Here is a 19,527-nt window from a genome sequence, read left to right on the forward strand (position 1 = left end):
TCTCACTCTTCCGGCCCTACATCCACGCCGCCATTCTTCTGAACCGCCTGACGGAAAGCGCGCTTGTTGCCGGTTGCCAAGGCATCACTGAGCTCGCTGGACTTGATCGCAGCGAACGTCTCGCGATTCCGCTCGATTCCTTTGCGGTAATCTTCCCGACTCATATCGCCGAGTTCACGGGCACGGATGCATTCCTCGTCGAGCCGGTTCTTGGTGGTGCCGATCCACTCTTTCGCCGTGGTTTCGAGTGCCTCACTAAGTGCCCTGTCGGGAGATATTTGATCGCGGAGGTTGGCTATCAAATGCCGTTGAAAGGTGTCCGCCAAAGGTGATGGCGCATGGTTCTCGAAAATCGTTTCGACCATCGTGACCGGGTCCAGGTCCATTTGGGCGCGCACTGCGTGGGTTTTGAGTTCGTCGAAAAGAGGACTGAATGCCTTCATGTCCACATCACCAACCATGCTGTGGCAGGCATGCATCGTGCGCTCTTCGAGGCTCGCGGCATCGCTAACCAGTTCTTGGCCGTACCGCTTCCAGCGGCTGGGCAATTCCGCATTTCTGAACGGTCCATCGGTCATGATTACCTCCCGTGTCGGGAAAGTAGGTGAAGGAGCTGACAAAGTCAATATATTGGTTCCAAGTTCTGACATCACCCCCGCGAAGTCGAGGAAGAGCCAGTTCGCGTGACGCGCCTACAGGTTTGAGTGCTAACTTCCGATCGGTAGTCGAACAGGGGGACGATCCATGGCTCAAGGCCAGCCGCAGGCTAGCAAGCTCGAAACACTCGCGGCCAGACTCCAGGAGCTGCTGACCGATGAGTTTTCTACTCACGTCCTATCAGGCTCGATGATGGCTTTGGGGGTGACGGCGAATCCATTGAGGCTTTCGCACTTTTCCGCCGGGCTTCGAGAACTATATGGCCACACACTCCATACTGTGGCCCCAGACGACGAGGTGAAGAGCTGCGAATGGTTCTCCGCAGAGACACAAGATGGTCGTCCCAGTCGTCGTCAGAGAATCAGATTTGGCCTCCAGGGAGGCCTATCAGACGCGGCGGTAGCAGCCTTAGGCGTAGAATCGAATGACGTCCATGGCAAGATGCTCGCGGTTATAGACCAGCTCAGCAAGTTCACTCACGTACGTCCCAATACCATCGAGGTTGCCCCCGACGAAGCAGAGGCCTTCGCGTGCGATGCCGTTGCAACGTTTGTGGCCTCTTTCGAAACGTTGGAGGAATGTCGCAGGGGGGTGCGAAGAGCCGTCGAATATGCCGTCAATGACCATGCATTGGAAGTATTTACTCAGGAGATGTTCAGCGAGATCGACATTCTTTCGACCCGATCCGCCGTCGATGGAGTTCAGATTGGAAGCCTAGAAATTACATCCATTGGTCCAGCCCTGGTCAACTATCGCCTGACCGGCGATGTCTATGTCGAACTTTCTTACGGATCGAAAAGTGACTTCCAGAGGGACATGGGAGCTGAGATCCGCACGGATTTCCCCTTTCTGCTCACCATGTCGGCGCCAGTCAGCGCGTTGAAGGCGTTTCAGGACCCAAACCCGTCAATCGACACGTCGAGCTGGTATGACGACGGGGATAGCGAGGACGACAATTTCGCGAAGATCACGGACTACTAGGCACTTGTCTGGCTCTTTATCAGGTGCCCGCTAGAAACATCGATCTAGGTCAGCTGCTCGAAATCGTCTGGGTGGTGGCCGAACGTCGCCTTGAAGCCATTCTTAGCCCAGGTTTCCATGGCTTCGTTTTGAACGTTGCCGGTCAGCGATTGAAAATCGTAGTGAAAAGGTCCGTCTCGAAGAACCCATTGAAATGTTAGGTCGTAGAGAACCGTCGACACCATGAACGTATCGAGCATGCGCTTCAGCGCGGTGCCCTTTCGGCCCGCAAACGCACGGGTGAAGATTTGCTGTGTGTCAGCGCGATCCGTGAAGAGCGACAAGTGTCGCAGGAAAAGCTCTTGGAACACCTGAGTGGTATGGCCCAGAGCTAAGGCCTTGCCCGCCCAGCAGAAGAAGTGTGGACGGGTGAGTTTGCTCCTACAGAAATCCACAAAATGTGAGGTCATGACGCGGATCGGCAGATTGCCGGTCGAGTACGCGAAACTCGCCCATTCGGCCATGAGGGCTTGGCCCGATGCCGTCTCAGACAAGGCTATAACTGCTTGCAGGGCGACAACTGGATCATCGTAGCCGCAGCGGTTGGTGAGGACGCGCGAAACGAGTGCGTATTCTTCAAAGCTATAGGCCTGGATCGCTTGCTTCACTTCAGGATGCTCTCGGGCGGCCTGACAAAGCAGAGCGAAGCGCGTGCCAGGATCGACGTCTGAAATGAAATCCTCGAAACGATCGATATCGAGGGGAAAGCCACGGGTCGGGTTTATCGAGAGGTCACAGATCAGCAGAAACAGCCCGACGAGGGGGCTGTCGATCGTGTCGGGCCATTCGGATTCACTGAGGCCAAGGAATTCTGTAAACGCATCGACGTAGATGCCGCTTAGATAGCCATCAGCGGCGTAGGCCGCGCACGTCGACGGACCGCCAGACGCAGCGAGAAACTGAAGTTGGATGAAGCGCGCCTGGCCCTCGAAGATTGCGTGGAGCCCCACGTTACCGCGGGCGATCGGCGACCCGTGGTAGAAGCCCTCGTGGCGCGTAACTGTGAGGCGGTCGAACTCTGTTTGCCATCGCTCCGGGTCAGGCAAGCTATCGGGCGCGAGATCACAAGACTGCAGGAGTGCCATCAGCGTGTTGCTGTAGGCGATACGGTATGAATGACCGACACTTTCAAAATGCTGGATCTGCTGCAGCTGGAAGGAGAGATTTGGGCTATGCGCAAAGCACTTGTAGAACTCGACGTCCAGCGCATTGTTGACGGCAATGTTCGCCTCGGCAAGTGCCTCGGCCGAAGGCGCCGTGCCGTAGCGAAGCGCATCATCAGCCCATCGTTTTAGCGATTTCTTTGGCCCAATCGCGGCGATAGCGTTCTGAAGATGCTCGAGGCTGCTTGAGAATTGTGCCGGGTAGCAAAGGATGAAAATAAGGCCTGCGGTCGAGCCCACATGCTGCCACCAGTGGACAGTCTCGTGGATGTAGGTCGAGTAGGCTTGGATGAGGTCCGCAGGGTCATGACTCTCAAAGTCGCCCGAGGCAAGGGCGTCGACCAGCTCATGAACACGCGGGCTCAAGCGCAGCACGAACTGTTTGGTGCTGTAGAGACCATGGGCTTCCAACGTCGCCGCGAACGTCGTAGGCGCCACCGAGACGTCGCCGTGCGGTTCCAGCAAATCCTGTTTGAGGTCGTTGAAGACTATCATATAGCGGCCCGTGAAATGGCAGCGCCGTCGCGCGCATGGTTGAGGCAAGGTTTGATCTGCGGTACCCTGCGGAGGTTATGTGGTTTCGCCGTCGGTATCCTGGGCGATCTGCGGTAAGGTTGACATTAGCGCCCCCATGACATAGATGTCTCCTCGGAGGCTTTGTACGCGGAAACGTGGGCATTGCCTTTTTTTATGCCGGGTTGAGGGGAATTGGCCTCAAATCCCGAATGTGCTTGATCCCCCAGATTTTTTCACCTCCTTCGGTCTCGCGACTGAATCGGATTCGCTTCACGCGATCAGCTAGTCCCGCCAGTTCGGGTCTGGCGGGCAGGGTCATGCCATTCAATCGCAAGCCCCAACTGATCACATACGCAACGATGTCGGTCAGCTGAATGAGCGTCGTTAGATCGCTGTGCACGAAGAAGGGCTCCGGGATAATGAGTCGGGAGCGCACCCTGCCGTTCCGCGTTCTTATGAAGTAGTTCGACACCTGCCCAAGCAGGACATGGCTTTGAGCTTTGTCGAGCTCGTCGAACACGAGATATCCCATCGGATCGTCCGGCATTCCATTCAAAAAATAATAGAAGCGCTCGAACAGGAAAGCGTAGTCCTTTCGCATCGCGTCATCGCTCGGCGGCCGCGGTGCTGATTGCGGGATCATAGTCGCGAAGACCTGTGCGCCGTGACTACGAGCAAGGTTGAGCGCAAACTCGCAATAGGCGATCTTTGCCTGAGCAAGCGCAGTCAACCGATCGCGTGTCACTGCTGTTCCATCAAGAAGGATTTCCCGCGCAAGGCGACTGCGGGTGTTCTGCTCGAAGGCTGGCAATTGTGCAGCGTGTCTGAAAGCTTTTGGCTTGAGCAGCTCCTTGGCTTTCGCCTCCTGGCCGTAGGCCTGATAAAGACGCATCCCGAAGATATGCTGCTGAGCGTCGGACAGTTGCCGGATGAGGGGCCATATCTTTCGGTCCTCGATCGCAACGCCTGCCAGCACTTCATACGGCGAATTCCTGCGATCTTGGCCTGACTCGTCAATAAATAGCGCCCAACTCATGCCAATCCCTCGCTCGTGTTCTTCTTATCCGCCGGACTCGAGGCGATCACCGTGCGGCCTCGCCGCTCGGTTTGGCTGCCGCCTTGTAACCACGCTTCGTCACCGCCTTACGGGCTGCCTTGGCCGACTCTTCGATTTCGCGGAATTCAGGTTCGAGTTCCTGAAGGCGCTTCACCAGACCGCTCAGGTCGTAGGTATTGCTGAGCTTGCCGCCGTTGCTGCTGCGACGCTCGATCCGCTGAACCAATCCAGCCTGCTCGAGTTCTGCAATGTATCGTTGCACCTGGCGTTCACTCAGGCTCAACCGCTGTGCGAGGGTCTCCTTGCTCGGGAAAGGTTTCCGCTCCTTGTCCCACCAGAAATCGCACAATTGCAGTAGAACTGCGAGCTGGGTGGGATTGAGCCCAATGCGCTGCTGCGCGCGCAGCAAAAGCGAGGGGACGAGACAGAAGCCCAGCTCGATCACCTGTTGACCCCATTTATCGGCGGAGGCTTTGTTGGTTTTGATCGTCGGCGCCGGCTTTGCGTCGTCTTCTTGTGGAGGAATTGCGGTCATGGTAATGTCCTTTTGTCAGCTTCTGGGACACAAATGCGCAGTGTTGGCGCTGTCCGCAAGGGCGCGCAACCGGACGTATATGTCTTTAGGGACCAGACATAAGTGTCGCTAGGTCACCAGTCAAGGATGGCTGGTAAAGAAAGACGTATCGTCTAATCGCAGATGAAAGCGGATTGCACATAAACGAGTAGTAGTTCCGCACCAGGCGCCCATGACCAGTGGGAGTGCCAGTTTTTCCGATAATCAGTCTTATTCTGTCTGATGGTGTCCCTGTCCGGGGCTCATTGCGGCCAATGCCCGGCCGTGGCCGCAATGAGAAGCAGGGCGACGAACGGTTTGCCTTTGACCAGCTTCAAGGTTGCTGCCCCTTTTCTCGATGCTATCCCCAAAGGGGTACAGCGTCAGGGCATGTGGCAGCCATGGTTCACTCAACCGGTCATATCTTGCGGCCAAGCCGTCTGAAATCCGAGACCGCGAGAGCACGACGGTCATTCCGGACTTCAATCCAGGTTCCGCCAATCGGGCAACGACCGCAGTGAAGGGCGCTTACAGATTTCGACGGGATCGAGGGTAGCGTTATGCAACAGACCAAAATGACGACGTCACAGAGACCTTCAGGTTTGATAGTTCCGATCCGCTGACTGCGCCCAGCAGTGAATCGGCGTGCAATTTGTGACCCCCTAGACGGGAGGATAGGCGTCCAGTTTTGAGCCCCTCATGAAGTCGATCTGCGACCAAGCCTCTCACTGCTCGAACACATGCTTCGTCATCACGGCGATGAAGAGGAGCATGGCGACCAAAGCTAGCCCGAAGATGCTTTCAGGCAGGCGACGGTCAGTCGTGACACTTTACCAGAATAGTGGAGTGCGCCCCTCGGACCGGACGGGATGAACAAGCAGAATTGACTTGGAAGCCGGGCTTTCGAAGGATGGAAGCCCATGGTGACTTATCGCACGCACAGCATCGAGTTCAAACGTCAGGTAGTGCAGGAGTTCCTGTCCGGCGAGACGCTGCATGGTCTCGCCAAGCGGCACGAACTGCCGCGTAACCTGATCCGCATCTGGGTTCAGAAATACGAGGCCGGCTCCTTCGACGAAGACGTGGCGGCGGCCGACACGATGCAGACCTATGAGGCGCGGATCGCAGCGCTGGAGCGGCTGGTAGGCCGGCAAGCCTTGGAAATTGAGTTTCTAAAGGGGGCTCTGAAAAGCGCACCACGTCCGAGAAGCGGGACTACATCCGTGATCACCGGCCCGGCGGTGTCTCCATCGCTGAAGGATGCCGGCTGATGGGGATCGCGCGATCAACCTACTACGATCAGCCCGAAACCGCCGTGGATGACACAGCGCTCGTCGAGACGATGGGTGAGATCTCCGACAGCTTCGAAGCTTACGGCTATCGCCGCATGCAGGCGGCGCTGCGGCAGCGCGGCATCGTCGTCAACCACAAGAAGGTCAGACGGTTGATGCGCGAGCACGATCTGCAGCCCAGGATCAGGCGGCGCTTCATCGCCACTACGGACAGCGATCACGAGTTGCCGATCTTCCCGAACCTGGCGAAGAACGTGACACCCGACGGCCCGAACCAGCTCTGGGTGAGCGACATAACATACGTGACGATTGCGGCGGGCTTCGTCTACGTCGCGGTCTTTTTGGATGCCTGGTCACGCAAGGTCGTTGGTTACGCCATCGGTCGGTCGATCGACGCGCGCTTGACCGTTGCAGCATTGAAGGCGGCAATCGAACGACGAAAACCCCCGCCGGGCTGCGTCCATCACTCGGACCGAGGGTCGCAAGGCGGATTCAAGCGGTCGTCGCAACACTCTGAAGTTGGAGGTTGCGATGAGCATTCGAAAGCGGCGATCGGCACGGTCTGGACGAGCGCCATTACCTTCACCAGGACGGCCACCTTTGGCGGGGCGCGATGAACAGATTAGATTCTGGCGGGCGATCGCCGCGGGGCTGAGCAGCGAAGATGCTGCGCTCGAAGCCGGAGTGTCGCAGCCTGTAGGAACCAGATGGTTCCGAAAGGCGGGCGGTATGCCACCAGCGATGTTCAGATCCTCGGCGAAGCCGCTCTCCGGGCGGTACCTGTCATTGGTGGAGCGCGAAGAGATCGCACTTCTCAGGGTACAGGGCCATTCCATGCAGGAGATTGGGCGCCGGCTCGGTCGGTCCGCCTCGACAATCTCCCGTGAACTGCGGCGCAACGCGGCCACCCGCAGCGGCGGGTTGGAGTATCGGGCGACGACTGCCCAGTGGCATGCGGATCGATCGGCCCGTCGGCCCAGGCCGACCAAGCTTGCGTTCAACGCAACCTTGCGCACTTATGTAGAGGAGAGACTTGCTGGCGTTGTCGTGGCCCCGAGCGGCGCTCCCGTTCATGGTCCCACCGTTCCGTGGAAGGGCCGCCGGCATGGCCCGCGAAAGGATCGGCGATGGGCCAGGGCCTGGAGCCCTGAGCAGATTGCCCGACGCTTGCCGATCGACTTCCCGGACGACAAGACGATGCGCATCAGCCACGAAGCCATCTATCAGGCCCTCTTCGTTCAGGGCCGCGGAGTGCTGCGCCGCGAGCTGACGGCCTGCTTGCGAACGGGGCGTGTGCTGCGGGTCCCCAGGGCGCGCGTACGCAGGCGAGGTAAGAGCTTTGTCTCGCCGGAGATCATGATCAGTCAACGCCCCGCCGAAGCGGCCGATCGCGCGGTGCCGGGTCACTGGGAGGGAGACCTCATCCTCGGTCTTGGCAGCTCGGCGATCGGCACGCTGGTTGAACGTACGACACGCTTCACGATGCTGCTGCATCTTCCCCGGCTGGCGGGGCATGGCGAAGCTCCGCGCGCGAAGAACGGGCCTGCGCTCGCGGGACATGGAGCTGAAGCTGTCCGCGACGCAATTACGCGCACCATCATCACCTTGCCCGAAGAACTACGCCGTTCGCTGACCTGGGATCAGGGAGCCGAAATGGCCCAGCACGATCGTCTCACGATCGATGCGGGCGTCCAGGTCTTCTTCTGCGATCCGCAAAGCCCATGGCAGCGCGGCACCAACGAGAACACCAATGGGCTGCTGCGTCAGTACTTCCCGAAAGGCACCGACCTGAGCATCCACAGCGCCGACGAGATCGCCGCCGTGGCAGCGGCCCTCAATGCCCGGCCGAGAAAGACCCTCGGTTGGAGAACGCCGGCAGAGGCGCTTGACGAGTTGCTGCCATGAGTGAACACAATCGCTGTTGCGACGACCGCTTGAATCCGCCCAATATGCCGCACTCCTCTACCGCAACGTTCTCGCCGAGCACGATCTTATTGGATCGATGGGCCGGCGCGGCAATCCCTACGATAATGCGAAAGCGGAAAGCTTCATGAAGACGATGAAGGTCGAAGCCGTCTATCCGATGGCCTACGAAACCTTCGCCGACGTCGCTGAGGACCTTCCCCGCTTCATTGATGAGGTTTACAACACCCGCCGATTGCACTCAGCGCTCGGCTATCTCAGCCCGCAACAGTTCGAGGACCAACACGCCCGGCAGATGGTCAAAACTGCGGCTTGACCCTGTCCGGTCCGAGGGGCGCACTCCAAGATGCGTATCAACTTAGTTCCAGCTTCGCTAAGAATTCCTCCCACTCACGCTTAGACATTGAGGTGTCAAGTTGCTCGACGTGTTCGCCCGCAAGCATGCGGCGAAGTGCCTTGAGGGCCTCCCCGGAAAATGTCGCCGCTTCCAGTCGATGCTCGCGAAACGCTTCGTAGGTCAGCGGGACCCATTTTTTCAGGATGTCCAAAATTACCTCCGCATACACCCTAATCTCATACTGCGCGTGGGGATCGGCGCGAAGCCGGAGAAAATTCATGAGGTTGTGCAGATCGGTCTTCCAGTACCACTGGGTATAGAAGTTGAGCGACAGGTTCATGCGAGCAAGCTCTCGTGCTAGCCCTTCTTGGTCATCACGAAGCTGCTGGCCGCCTTCATCATGATTTAGCAGATCGAGATAGTGATCGTAGTTGCGTTGCGCATCGTCTGTGAGAATTCGCAGTACTCGCTCCGCCTCAGCAGCTCCCACGACCTCTCCGCGACCTTGGCGATTTTGCAGCGATTGTGCTGACAGATGTTCCGGGGCGGGAATGTAGAATTCGCGATCGAGAATAGAATAGCGGGCCGAATATTCATTAACGCTCGCCATCCGATGCCGGATCCACTGGCGTGCAACGAAGATCGGCAGCTTTACGTGGAACTTGATTTCCGCCATTTCGAACGGCGTGGTGTGCCAGTGGCGGAGCAGATAGTGGATTAAGCCCCGATCTTCAGAGATTTTTTTCGTGCCCCGGCCGTAGGATACACGGGCCGCCTGCACGACGGCACCGTCGTCGCCCATATAGTCGACGACACGTACAAACCCGTGGTCGAGAACCGGAACAGCTTGATAGAGAATTTCCTCAAGCCCCTCGGATACAACGCGGCGTGTCGCCCTCGAGGCAGCGCGCGCCTCCTTGATCTCGAGTGACTGTTCTTCCGTAAGGTTGGTCATCGTGTCTCCAAGTTTGGGCTAGCGTGCGCTCGAGTTTTACACTTCGGCTCATAAGAAAAATCGAGACGCTCGCCGCTTTCATTGGCTCCAGAACGAGGCGGGATCGAAGCGGTCGTTGATGCGATAGAAATAGATATTCCCAGAAGCCTTCACCTCATTCACGACATAGGTCGTTGGAGTCCGGCAGACGACCTGAATCTGGTCATCGGCGAGCGCCGCAATCGCGAATGCGACAGCATGAGTCTTGGGACCGATCGCAAAACAAGTAGTGCCGGCTGAACGGTTTTGAAGGACGCTGAGGGCGACAGCGGCAATTTCGTGAAGCTCAAATTGCTCCTGCCTGACGCCAGGAAAAGCCGCCAGTTGCTGAAGCGCCGGCCGCTCCCGGTCGATCACCGACGAAGGCAATCTGCGATGCCCTTCGGTAATGTGATAAAGCACCAAGCCGTTGGGCTCAAAACGGTCGACGATGGGACTCGCCTGAGTGAGCTCGGCACCAACGGAAATATAGAGATTTCTCCGATCCGGTACGTAGTCTTCCGACTCCAGATAGGGAATTTGCGACGTCGTCCATTCGCCTTCTGATATCAGCCCAAGCGGTTTGCCAGCGACATCGATCTGTGCGGCCCGCATCTCGTACTTCTCAGCCTCCGCATAGACAAGGTCGATAGAGGTGAACAGTTCGCGACGGAATCCCAATCCGAGCAAAAAAAGCAAATAGCGTTTTGGAATGCACGTCATGTCCATCAGCACCCGGAGAGCGTGGCCCTTCTTGCGCGCGACCCCGAAAATCTCCTGCTCTATCTTCTCAGCGTTGTCTGTAAATTGTGCAGACCGTTCCAGATCTAAAATCCGGCAGTCGGCCATCGCGCCCTCAATCGTGGCGCGATTGCCGCTCTTGCGGCTCTCCATTTCGGTATCAGACGATGCGAAATGGATAATTAAACTCTCGTCGCTGCGCCCCGAGAGAAGCGGGCTACAGGCGTGGCAGCGGCTCTCCCAGCTGACAGCCGCGATGACGAGATCGTATTGTTCGCGCAGGATGCTGTGATCTTTGAGGATCGTCTGCGATATGCTGAGCGTCCCGATCGCTATCTCGTCAATCATCGAAACTCGGAACCTCGTGAGCCAGGGGGAGCGTCAGCTGTGAGCTCGAATTCGGTCGTCGCGCGAACTGCTTTGCCCAATCATCCGCGTCGACCTCAGGTGAGCCGATGCAGATCTGGTAGAGGATGTCCTCGGTCAGTTTCACAGGTTCGTAGGCACCCCGGTATGAGAACATAAAGCGAGGCGCGAAGCGTCGATGCAGCCGGAAACCAGAGATCTTCGGAGCCTCATCGTCCTCTCCGGACTTCGCCCTCCGCTTTGATGTCGTAGCGCGTAAATACCCTGACAATTCGGCGCGATGGATGATCTGGTTAATAAGCTCAATCTGGGTGGCGTTTGCCGGGTAGCTATGAGCTGGGTCAATGAAGAAAAGGCCGCGCTCGGTCGTTGCCAGCGACGAAGGATCTTCGAAATTCGCTTGGAGATGATGCGTTAGGCGCCCGAGAACCGTGATGAATCGCATCACTGCTTCGGCATTGGAGTCGGTAAGAATTCCGATGCCGTCATAGAAGGCCTCGCTAGAGGCATAAATGCCATCAGTCTGAGTCTTGGCAGCAATCTTCGTTCTCGAGCGAGCAAACTTCTCCAGGACTTCTTCGGCCGAAAGCGAGCCGCGGTCCTTCGAAAAGCGGTCGAAAATCTCGGCCATGATCTCCAAGAAGTCGCGGATCGAGCCGTCGGCCAGCGACGTGATCACACCCACCCCAGACATCGGCAATCTGCGGAAGCCGAGCCGGTTTGCAATATGGAGCATTGCACCGACGCTCTTGCGCCGTATCCAGGCCTGCTGGCTTTTGGCTTTCATCGCCTTTGCGTTTTTTGAGATCCTACTGAAATCCTCAGGTCGCGAGATCGGCGAGAAATTCTCCTTTTGACCAGTCCAGTGCCAAAGCACATAGGTCTGATAGTAAGGGAGAGCTCCGGCTGGAGTACGATCAAGCCCATATTGACCGAGATCCAGGCCATGAAGGAACTCGGCAGCTTCGCGAAGCTGCCGTGCAAGCGGGCTAGTCGAGCGCGATATCATCGTTTCGATGATGTCGTTCACTACAATCGTCCCGAGCCGGCCTTTGAGCGAGAAATAGCGCTCGACCTCAGAACCCGTCACCGGGGGGCGTCGATCTTGCCTCAAAGAGAAATACACCCGCAGACTGGCGACCGCCTCGCAGAGCGCCTGGAATTCTGGCCGGTCTCTGTCGTCGAGCGATACGACACGGCGATCAGCGTCGGTCAAAGGCTGTTCATCGATGAAAGTCTCGCCTGCCTCTACCGCCTCGCCCACCGAGCAAATGACCCAAGAGGTTGGAAATCTGCTTTTGCGCACGAGCGTATTCACCGATTTTCTCTGAAGCGGGCTCATCACCTCGCAATCGTCGAGGCAAAACTTAAAGCCGAGCCTCTGGCCGCAGGTAAGCTTGCTGTGGGCCATGGATTGCGACAGACGCTCGATCACGAAGGAAAGAAGTTCATGCGGCTCGCGGACCGGAAGCTTTTCGACCAGACTCTTGACGTAACCGCGGCCGCAGGCTTCGTTCATTCGCCTGACCATATTGCGAAGCGCTCGCGAAAGGTCGACAAACGTCTTTGGGGGCTGCTCTGTGAAGGACAAGATTTCTGGAAACTCCGCCGTCGTGTCTGCGACAATTGAAAGCTCGCTGCCAGCCGACAGCGTCAAGACGTCCTCGACGCGTAAGGTATGGGCTGCAGAAAGTGCCTTCTCGACGGCAATTAATTCGAGCGCGAGGGAATAGAAGCGGAAGAACTCGTAATCAGGACGCGGTGAGTCCGGAAAGATCTCGGACCAGCGCATATAGCCCATCGAGCCCGAAACATGATCCGGCAGGCGTATATAGACGCCAATGTGGTTGAAGTCCGAGATGGTCTTCTGGATTCGCAGTGAAGGATTGGAGAACAGATCCTCCCAGCAAATGCTCCGAAGAAGCGTAGTCTTGCCGCTGCCCCGGCTTCCATAAACGAACACCGATTTGTCGGCGGCCAAATGTGCCGCGGTCGGCGTAAACCATATTAGGGGAGAGCCGGAGCTCTCGTGCTCCCACCGCGTCGGTCGGAAAGGGTTCACGACGGCTGCCACCTACTTCTCCGCTCTTAAAATCCAATGCGTCGGCGAAAGATCGTAGTTGTCGATCGTGATACTACTTTCAGCCTGCAACTCCTCGACGATGATCGTCAGTCGTCGTTCATCCAAGCCGTTCGCCTCGTTCAGAAAATGTTTTGTCAGCTCTGGCCAATACATCTGCCCCACTTCCAGCACCTTTCCATAAATAATACCGGTGTTGCGATCGGAGCTGCGTCTACGCCCAAGGGCGATCGATATGGCGGTTTCCCGCTTCAAGATCCCTGATTTGTCGACCCGGTAGGGAGTGATGTGACAGGCAAGCGGAGCCGTGTTCTCGCCGAAAAGAATATCGACCAAATTAAAGCCCTTCGGAATGTCAGGGGCACTGATCGAGACAACGGGGAAGCCGCCCGGAAGCTGCAAAACCTCGACTGGATCCTCATGGATATGGCCGTGCAAATATATCGCCGGCCGCCCGAGTTCTCCGAGAGCGCCACGCAGCGCACCGCCGTTGACGAGTTCGGTATAGGGCGCAAGACGCGGCCGCCTTTGCGGAAGCAAATTGTGGTGGGCGACGAGCACCGGAATGGCGCCCCCCGATAGGGCTTCCATTTTCGTTACAACACTCTCGATCGTTTCCTCGGAGATCGCAGGAGTGTCCAACTGGCGATCGTAGTAAGCCCGCATCGCGGCGTCCGAATCAGGCCCGCTCATGACAGTTTTAATTGCCTCGGCAATCTGGAAGCGAAACTCGGGCGGAATGTAGCTTTCTTCGCCGCAGCCCCAGCAACTGTTGAGAAGAAAAAGCTCTATGCGAGCATTCTCTTTTTCGAGCGATCGATGCATCGCCTTGTTGATCGGCAAGGCGGGCAGCCCCGCCGCGATTAAGGCCTCCACCAGTGGCGTGAACTTGGTACTAATGCCTGGTTTAAGGGCAAGAGTGCGGTTGATGTCGTGGTTTCCGGGAACAATCCCGACCGGGATATCGCGAAAAAGGCCATTTGACCCGATCTGCAGCGCACTGGCGATGTAGTTTGCGCAGGCCGCGTAGCCGTCAAGCTTGCCATAGTCGGTCAGGTCGCCCATGAAAAGGACGGCATCGATATCTTGTTCCTTTATGATCTCAAAGATGCGCCGGAAGACGGTCTTTATTGGGCTGCGCGATATGATGTTCTTCAGGTTCAGCGGAAACGTTGTGTCCTTATCGTCCACGAAGGCCTTATTGCCAGCGTTGGAAACTAGGTGGATGTCGCCGATCTGCAGAAGCCGAATTTTTGGTAGCACTGCATGTCCCCCTCCCGAAGACTGCAGTATCGTTCTTGTCGGTGCATTGCAACGTCAAGGCGGGAACTTGAAACTCTCTCAGTGCAAGAGGCGAACGACGTTGCGGTTTGGGGTAAGGCCCTAGCAATACCGCCTTCCCCTAAGAATCGAGCCTCCGCGAACGGATCAACGAGAACTCGTGGAAACTTGCAGCCCGTCACGTTCTTGAAGGTCTATCCGAGAGGCTCGGTGGACATCGCTCCCGGACCAAAATGCCCGCTTTTCACAAGATCCCGTTGCCGTCCATCGGCCCAGCTCATTTCTTGACGGTTGGTCCTCGAGCTCCTGCGGCTATCGCCCGACTTCCGCCTGGCCTACGAACACAACATAGCGCGAGCCCGCGACTGCGGCTTTGTGCACGCTTTTGTCACGACCCTCGCATAGGCAGCCAGTACGATGCGGAATCGGCGTGCCGATCAACAGCGGCCGGCCCTTGAGGCCAAGCATTACTCGTTCGGCCGAGAACGGGTAACCGGGAGCGTTTAGCTTGAGAACCTCTGCTGCGGTCATTAGACCCGCGGCGAAGGAGAGGAAGGGCAGAGCCGCGTCGGTGCGCTTTTCCTCGACCGTCGTCTGGGACGCGGTGGACCCGTCTGTGGCGCACGTAGTTGGAGCGTACTTCTCGTCGGGCGGGAACACGCAGAGCGAACACGCTTTCGCTCCGGGTACATGCCGCATCAAGGTCGCCTGCCAATTCCGACCCGTGGTGGCGTAGAACTGGATCGGAGGGAACCCCATCTCGATATGGTAGCGCACGTTGAACTCGTTGGCGGCCGAGATCAGAATGTCCGTCGAACCGGCCTGACGGAGACTCCAGAGCGCGGACTCATGCAAGGCGACCGCGTCGACCGCTACGTCCTCGACACCGGCTCGGCGCAGAAAGGCGGCGACGGCGTCGACTTTGGCCATGTCGACCTTAGCATGGGCATCTGTGAAGATGGGTGAGCGGGTGATGTTATGGATTCCGATCCCGTCGTGATCGATGAGGCTTGCGCGGAAGTCCCTCGTCGCAAGCGCCAGAAAGTAGTTGGCGGCGGACCCCACCGAGCCGAGCCCTGCAGTCATGACGTGGCCTAGCGAGACCTCGACTGGGGAGAATTCCACCCGCTTGGGGACATCGGTCCAATCCCAAGCGTTGCAGGTGAAGGACTCGGTCATGGCGCCGAAGCGGGTGCAGAACAGATGCGCGGCACCCAATACCACGGCCAGCGCCGCGCCTATTCCGACATCCGATTCGATCGGGGATAGCGGCGACGGCCCCGGACCAATGTAGGCGTTCCACCCAGAGCCGTGGATCACAGTGTTGTGGCCGTCGGGTCCGAGATGGAAGCGAAAATCGCCTGCGGTCACTTGGCGTGTGCCGTAGCTGCCGAACGAGTCGGCGGCTCTCATTCCATCAAGGGCATGCTCGACAAGCGAACGGCCGGCCCATGGAAGGCGCGGGTGGATAGGTATGTCCGGGAAGCCTACCTGCACCGAGGGTGACAGCCGTCCCAACAGGTTGCAGGCGACGAGCGCTGCCACTTGCCCATCGTAACTGGCGAGGTAATCGGGCGACGCGGTGATCGCGACGACCTGCGTTTGGTCGAGTGGCGACGCGCCGTAGCGAAGCATGCGATCGTTCAATCGGTCGTAAAACTGTTGCTGGTCCATGGCCCGCCTGCCGGAATGATAATGATGTCGTCGTCCGAAAGCTCGATCCAGCCGTGCGGCTTCTGCCACAGATAGGCGGCGGCGCCAGCCAGCGAGGGTAGAAACCGTCCATAATCAGGCAGCACGAGTGAGGCGTATCCCGGGTAACGGATCTTGGCGCCTTCGACGTCGCCATCGCTATGGAAGGCTTGGCTCGGATGGGTGTGGACCTGGGCTACCACCTGCAACTCGAACCGCGCCGCCGCCTGCATGCAGGACACCATGGCGCGAGGCGGAACATGAAAACTGCCCGCCGTCGTCCGCGCCTCCGGCGCGAAGACCGCTACGGCAAGAGTGACGGCACCGTCGGTCCGGCCGAGCAGATAGGCGATCCCCTCATGCCGCTGCTGTTGAGACCGGACCAGCGCGGCCATCAAGTCTTGGAGCGCATCCGTGGTCACCAGCAACCTGGCCGGCTGTGGCGAAATTGCAATGCTCTTTGGCTTTCGGCCGAGAACACGCTTGAGCCAACCGGGGATCATGCTGCCAGCCTGCCTTCGTAGCTCTTCATCAGTTCGCAGGCGATACGCAGGGCCATGGCACCCAAGGTGCGGCACGCCCTCGTGTATGCGTTGTTCTGCCAGGCGCCGATCTGCCAATCCGAATGCGGTCCGCGGGAATCGACAGTTTTGTAGGCGAGGCGATTCCATGGCGCGCAGATCACGCCGTTACCGTGCAGGAAATTGCCGCCGCGCGGCGTATCCGGCCGGTTGTCGATCCTGCCGGTCGCCGGGTTGAACCAGTGCCAGGCAGGAGGTGTGGCAGGATAGCCGTCACACCTCACGCGCAGGTGGTAGGTCAAGCCGTCCTTAGCAGGGAGCCCGAGGACGAAGGTCAGGTCATCGATCTGCTCGATCGACCAGCCCATAAGGCTGGCATTCTCCTTAAGCGCGTCGAGTTCAACCTTCACCAGCAGGGCAGCGGGGGTGCTCATGACGATCAGACCCCGGAACCAGTGGCGACCAGCGTCAACTTGTACCTGCCCTTCTTGAGCCCGAAGCTCACCAGCGGACGGTTGACAGGCTCGAGGTGGACGTCCCCGTAGTAGAGCTCGAAGGCGTCGCCTTCGGCGAGGTCGCGGTCCTTCACCACTTCCTTGATCACTTTCTCCACCTTTTCGTTCTTGTCGAACGTGCCGCGGAATACGCCGTTCGGCGTTGCGATCTCGAGCACGACATCGTCGTCGTTATGATCCTTTCCCGAATTCTCGCCGGGGCTTTTGTTGTCCTGAGACATTCGCCAACTCCATTGTTGTCGCCCCGAATCTGCGCAGGGGAGGGCGGAGCAAACCCCTTGGCCCCAGCGTCGTTGCATGTTAGTCCCACTTCCGGGAACCACTAATTCCGATATGGCATAGCGTGAGGTCAAGTGCAATAGTCGTCCCACATTTGGGAACCATTTTGTATTGGAGCCGCGGTTTGCCATGAAGCTGATAGGGATATCGAGATTGCGCGAACTTGCGCGTCGTACCCGTGGCGACCTTGATGGAGCCGTACCGGCGCTCGTTGCCGAACTTGAGGCCGGGTCATGGCGTTCGATGGCTGAAATCGCGGAATTTTATCCGTCAGCCCTGATCAAAGGCATCAAGGTCCGAATCCCACTCAACGCTGACTATCGGGTCGATCTCGTCGCTGACTGCGAGGCGCAGATAGTTCTCATCGAATATGCGGGCGCGACTACTGGGGCACGCGCCACGACCAAGGCAGGGAGCAAGGTGACATGACAGTTCGACCTATACGCAGTGAGGAAGACTACCAATCGGCACTCAAGCGTGCCACTGCGCTGTTCGGGCACAAAAGCCCGAAAGACCGCGACGAGCTCGAAGTGCTGCAGGCCGTCATCGAACGCTGGGAACGATCCCGGCATCCCATTGAGGCACCGACGCCTGTCCAAGCGATCAAGTTTCGCATGGCGCAGGAGGGATTGTCACAACGCGATCTGATTCCATACCTTGGAAGTAAATCGCGCGTATCCGAGATACTCAACGGTCAGCGACAGCCCACGGTCGATCAGATCAGGGCACTACATCAGCATCTAAGCATTCCCGTCACTTCGCTGATTGGCTCGTCGAAGCACGAGCCTGCGGCCGGCTCGTCGAATACCTCGATAGCAGCCGAAGGAAAGCTTCGTACGCTTGGCGTGATGAAAACGAAGGAGAGTCTCGCCGGCTTCTTATCGCGTTCGAAGGCCTCTACTCCGGCAATCGCCATGTTGCGCAAGACCAGGACTGAGCGCACCAACGCCAAGACGGACATGACGGCACTCGAAGCATGGTGCGCAGCCGTATTAGTTCGTGCAGAAAAGATAAATGTCAAAAAAACTAAGATCGGCGATCAAGAGAAAGCGGCGCGGCAACTGGCACAGCTGAGCCTGTTGGCTGACTGGCAGGATCAGATCGTCGCTGCGCTACATCGTATGGGAATAATATTGGTCATATTGGAGCACCTGCCGGGAACATTTCTCGACGGGGCAGCGATGTGCCGCAGCGATGGTGTTCCGGTGATTGCACTAACCTTGCGTCACGATCGATTGGACAATTTCTGGTTTACGCTGTTGCATGAGTTCGCCCATGTGGTTCGTCACTTGAGCACTGATCGACAGGTTATTCTGGACGATCTGGATGTGGCGAGTTCGGAAACCATCGAAGCGGAGGCGGACTCGTTTGCACGGCACGCTCTTATCCCTCCTGCCATGTGGAAGGGGATCGACAGGGGCAGCAGCACGGAGGAGGTGTTGCAGGCGGCGCAGAAAGCTGGCGTGCATCCCGCGATTGCCGCCGGCCGCTGGCGGTTCGAACATTCGGACTATCGTCGTTTCTCCAAGCTGATTGGTCGGGGCAAGGTGAAGATGGCTCTAATTCCGACTTAATTTCTATTGGTGGCGCGAAAGTGGCCCCAGAGCAGTCGACCGTCAAAGCACCTATGCGACCTCCATGTTCATGCTTTGTGCTTCGAAAGTCGCATAAAAAGGCAGTGTGGAATGCACAAAGCAGCAGGAGGAGTGCGGGCCCGTTCATAACGCGTAGGCCCCGCTAACATCGGCTGAGTCCGCAATTCAGCTAATCCGGCCGTGCTTCCGATGCGACAGAGTCCAGGAGCAGGGTAACCTCGACATTGACGCTGGTAATGGCTTGCGAGTGAAGGGGCTGATTGGCCCAATCGGCGATGGAGACTACCAACGGGTAGTCCTCAACCCGCACCTCATGATCTTGATCGACGTCCCCGTACGATCCAACAGCAGAAAAAAGCAAAGGAGTCATTCCCTCGTCAGATTTGCTCGCGAGGGCGCAACTCGCTGAACATCCACATGGCTGTCAACGCGAACATTGAAGAGCATTCGGCCTCCAGATTTATCGGCGCAGTCGCCTGCTACGGAATCGAAGCTGGCCGGCGGAAAATCTGCAGCTTGGACAATCATCTCGATCAAAACCGTCTCAAGTTGTGGCGTGCTACCCATCTAGCAACGTAGTCGGGAGACTCCCGCATAAATCAAGCAGGCGTCGTGGCGTATCCCCGGAGATCATCGGCACAGGCGGTCGGGAATGAGTTTTCGTGTCGTTACGGGAAGCATTCGAAGCAGGCGAGGTTCTACAGCTTGTCTCCGCCCCGAACTCACTCTGGTGTTGGCGCAGGCCCGGCAAGAAGCTCGCCCCTTGCTCGGCCCGACCGCAACCAAGAGCTTCTGCCGGAAATCCCTGCGGAGCACGTTCGCCGCGCAATGTGCGATGCATTTCCTTCACTGCTCGATAAGGTGTAAGCGCGTAGGCATCCCCACGTAGCGTGCAGGCGGTTGATCGCTCATTTTCAGCATGAATCATGCGGAGAATCCTATGAGCGACAGTATGAGCCATCATCG

19 protein-coding genes are annotated in these 19,527 nt (G+C 57.9%); 7 read left to right on the forward strand and 12 right to left on the reverse strand.

Going from position 1 to position 19,527, the window contains the following annotated elements; genetic code table 11:
• Positions 1 to 2 precede the first annotated feature (2 nt).
• Positions 3 to 578, reverse strand: coding sequence for a hypothetical protein (locus tag NKI54_RS31595; RefSeq protein WP_352693538.1), 576 nt, complete (start codon positions 576 to 578; stop codon positions 3 to 5).
• 166 nt (positions 579 to 744) lie between these two features.
• Between NKI54_RS31595 and NKI54_RS31600 the strand changes: the two genes are divergently transcribed.
• Positions 745 to 1,638 (forward strand): pPIWI-associating nuclease domain-containing protein, encoded by an 894-nt coding sequence (locus NKI54_RS31600; RefSeq protein WP_352693540.1) that lies wholly within the window; start codon positions 745 to 747, stop codon positions 1,636 to 1,638.
• Between the two features lie 44 nt (positions 1,639 to 1,682).
• On the opposite strand, the gene NKI54_RS31605 is transcribed toward NKI54_RS31600, so the two are convergent.
• From NKI54_RS31605 to NKI54_RS31615, 3 genes are all read right to left on the reverse strand, one after another.
• Positions 1,683 to 3,335: a hypothetical protein gene (locus NKI54_RS31605; RefSeq protein WP_352693542.1), complete on the reverse strand. Its 1,653-nt coding sequence runs from the start codon at positions 3,333 to 3,335 to the stop codon at positions 1,683 to 1,685.
• Between the two features lie 193 nt (positions 3,336 to 3,528).
• Positions 3,529 to 4,392 (reverse strand): DUF3800 domain-containing protein, encoded by an 864-nt coding sequence (locus NKI54_RS31610; RefSeq protein ID WP_352693544.1) that lies wholly within the window; start codon positions 4,390 to 4,392, stop codon positions 3,529 to 3,531.
• Between the two features lie 46 nt (positions 4,393 to 4,438).
• A complete protein-coding gene (locus tag NKI54_RS31615; protein ID WP_352693546.1) occupies positions 4,439 to 4,948 on the reverse strand; it encodes a helix-turn-helix domain-containing protein in 510 nt (169 codons plus the stop codon).
• A 938-nt stretch (positions 4,949 to 5,886) separates the two neighbouring features.
• On the opposite strand from NKI54_RS31615, the gene NKI54_RS31620 reads away from it, so the two are divergent.
• The 4 genes from NKI54_RS31620 (at position 5,887) to NKI54_RS31635 (ending at position 8,497) form a co-directional block, all read left to right on the forward strand.
• A complete protein-coding gene (locus NKI54_RS31620) occupies positions 5,887 to 6,237 on the forward strand; it encodes a transposase (RefSeq protein ID WP_023680086.1) in 351 nt (116 codons plus the stop codon).
• Complete coding sequence (locus NKI54_RS31625; RefSeq protein ID WP_352693566.1) at positions 6,216 to 6,875, forward strand: IS3 family transposase; 660 nt, start codon at positions 6,216 to 6,218, stop codon at positions 6,873 to 6,875. The genes NKI54_RS31620 and NKI54_RS31625 overlap by 22 nt, the downstream gene beginning before the upstream one ends.
• Positions 6,790 to 8,163, forward strand: coding sequence for an IS30 family transposase (locus NKI54_RS31630; RefSeq protein WP_352592363.1), 1,374 nt, complete (start codon positions 6,790 to 6,792; stop codon positions 8,161 to 8,163). Before NKI54_RS31625 ends, NKI54_RS31630 begins: the two co-directional genes overlap by 86 nt.
• 97 nt (positions 8,164 to 8,260) lie before the next feature.
• On the forward strand, positions 8,261 to 8,497 hold the full coding sequence (locus tag NKI54_RS31635; RefSeq protein ID WP_023680083.1) for an integrase core domain-containing protein: 237 nt from the start codon (positions 8,261 to 8,263) through the stop codon (positions 8,495 to 8,497).
• 37 nt (positions 8,498 to 8,534) lie between these two features.
• On the opposite strand, the gene thyX is transcribed toward NKI54_RS31635, so the two are convergent.
• The 8 genes from thyX to NKI54_RS31675 all read right to left on the reverse strand — a co-directional run bounded on the left by thyX (position 8,535) and on the right by NKI54_RS31675 (position 16,908).
• Positions 8,535 to 9,473, reverse strand: coding sequence for an FAD-dependent thymidylate synthase (gene thyX, locus NKI54_RS31640; RefSeq protein ID WP_352693548.1), 939 nt, complete (start codon positions 9,471 to 9,473; stop codon positions 8,535 to 8,537).
• Positions 9,474 to 9,551: 78 nt separating this feature from the next.
• On the reverse strand, positions 9,552 to 10,580 hold the full coding sequence (locus NKI54_RS31645) for a hypothetical protein (protein WP_352693550.1): 1,029 nt from the start codon (positions 10,578 to 10,580) through the stop codon (positions 9,552 to 9,554).
• Positions 10,573 to 12,672, reverse strand: a complete 2,100-nt coding sequence (locus NKI54_RS31650; protein ID WP_352693552.1) for an ORC-CDC6 family AAA ATPase — start codon at positions 12,670 to 12,672, stop codon at positions 10,573 to 10,575. Before NKI54_RS31650 ends, NKI54_RS31645 begins: the two co-directional genes overlap by 8 nt.
• On the reverse strand, positions 12,673 to 13,941 hold the full coding sequence (locus tag NKI54_RS31655; RefSeq protein ID WP_183465388.1) for a metallophosphoesterase family protein: 1,269 nt from the start codon (positions 13,939 to 13,941) through the stop codon (positions 12,673 to 12,675).
• 330 nt (positions 13,942 to 14,271) lie between these two features.
• Positions 14,272 to 15,633 carry a ThiF family adenylyltransferase gene (locus NKI54_RS31660; RefSeq protein WP_352693555.1) on the reverse strand — a complete coding sequence of 454 codons (1,362 nt, stop codon included), beginning with the start codon at positions 15,631 to 15,633 and terminating at the stop codon, positions 14,272 to 14,274.
• A complete protein-coding gene (locus tag NKI54_RS31665; protein WP_352693557.1) occupies positions 15,603 to 16,046 on the reverse strand; it encodes a Mov34/MPN/PAD-1 family protein in 444 nt (147 codons plus the stop codon). Before NKI54_RS31665 ends, NKI54_RS31660 begins: the two co-directional genes overlap by 31 nt.
• A 104-nt stretch (positions 16,047 to 16,150) precedes the next feature.
• The gene (locus tag NKI54_RS31670; RefSeq protein ID WP_192250289.1) at positions 16,151 to 16,606 is read right to left on the reverse strand and encodes a hypothetical protein; all 456 of its coding nucleotides are present in this window, start codon (positions 16,604 to 16,606) and stop codon (positions 16,151 to 16,153) included.
• A 5-nt stretch (positions 16,607 to 16,611) separates the two neighbouring features.
• On the reverse strand, positions 16,612 to 16,908 hold the full coding sequence (locus NKI54_RS31675; protein ID WP_183465384.1) for a hypothetical protein: 297 nt from the start codon (positions 16,906 to 16,908) through the stop codon (positions 16,612 to 16,614).
• A 187-nt stretch (positions 16,909 to 17,095) separates the two neighbouring features.
• On the opposite strand from NKI54_RS31675, the gene NKI54_RS31680 reads away from it, so the two are divergent.
• Entirely contained in the window at positions 17,096 to 17,395 is a 300-nt protein-coding gene (locus NKI54_RS31680; RefSeq protein WP_183465383.1) for a hypothetical protein, read from the forward strand.
• Positions 17,392 to 18,540: an ImmA/IrrE family metallo-endopeptidase gene (locus NKI54_RS31685; protein WP_352693560.1), complete on the forward strand. Its 1,149-nt coding sequence runs from the start codon at positions 17,392 to 17,394 to the stop codon at positions 18,538 to 18,540. The genes NKI54_RS31680 and NKI54_RS31685 overlap by 4 nt, the downstream gene beginning before the upstream one ends.
• Positions 18,541 to 19,527 lie beyond the last annotated feature (987 nt).

The organism is Mesorhizobium sp. M0663 (assembly GCF_040320585.1).
Lineage (GTDB): Bacteria > Pseudomonadota > Alphaproteobacteria > Rhizobiales > Rhizobiaceae > Mesorhizobium.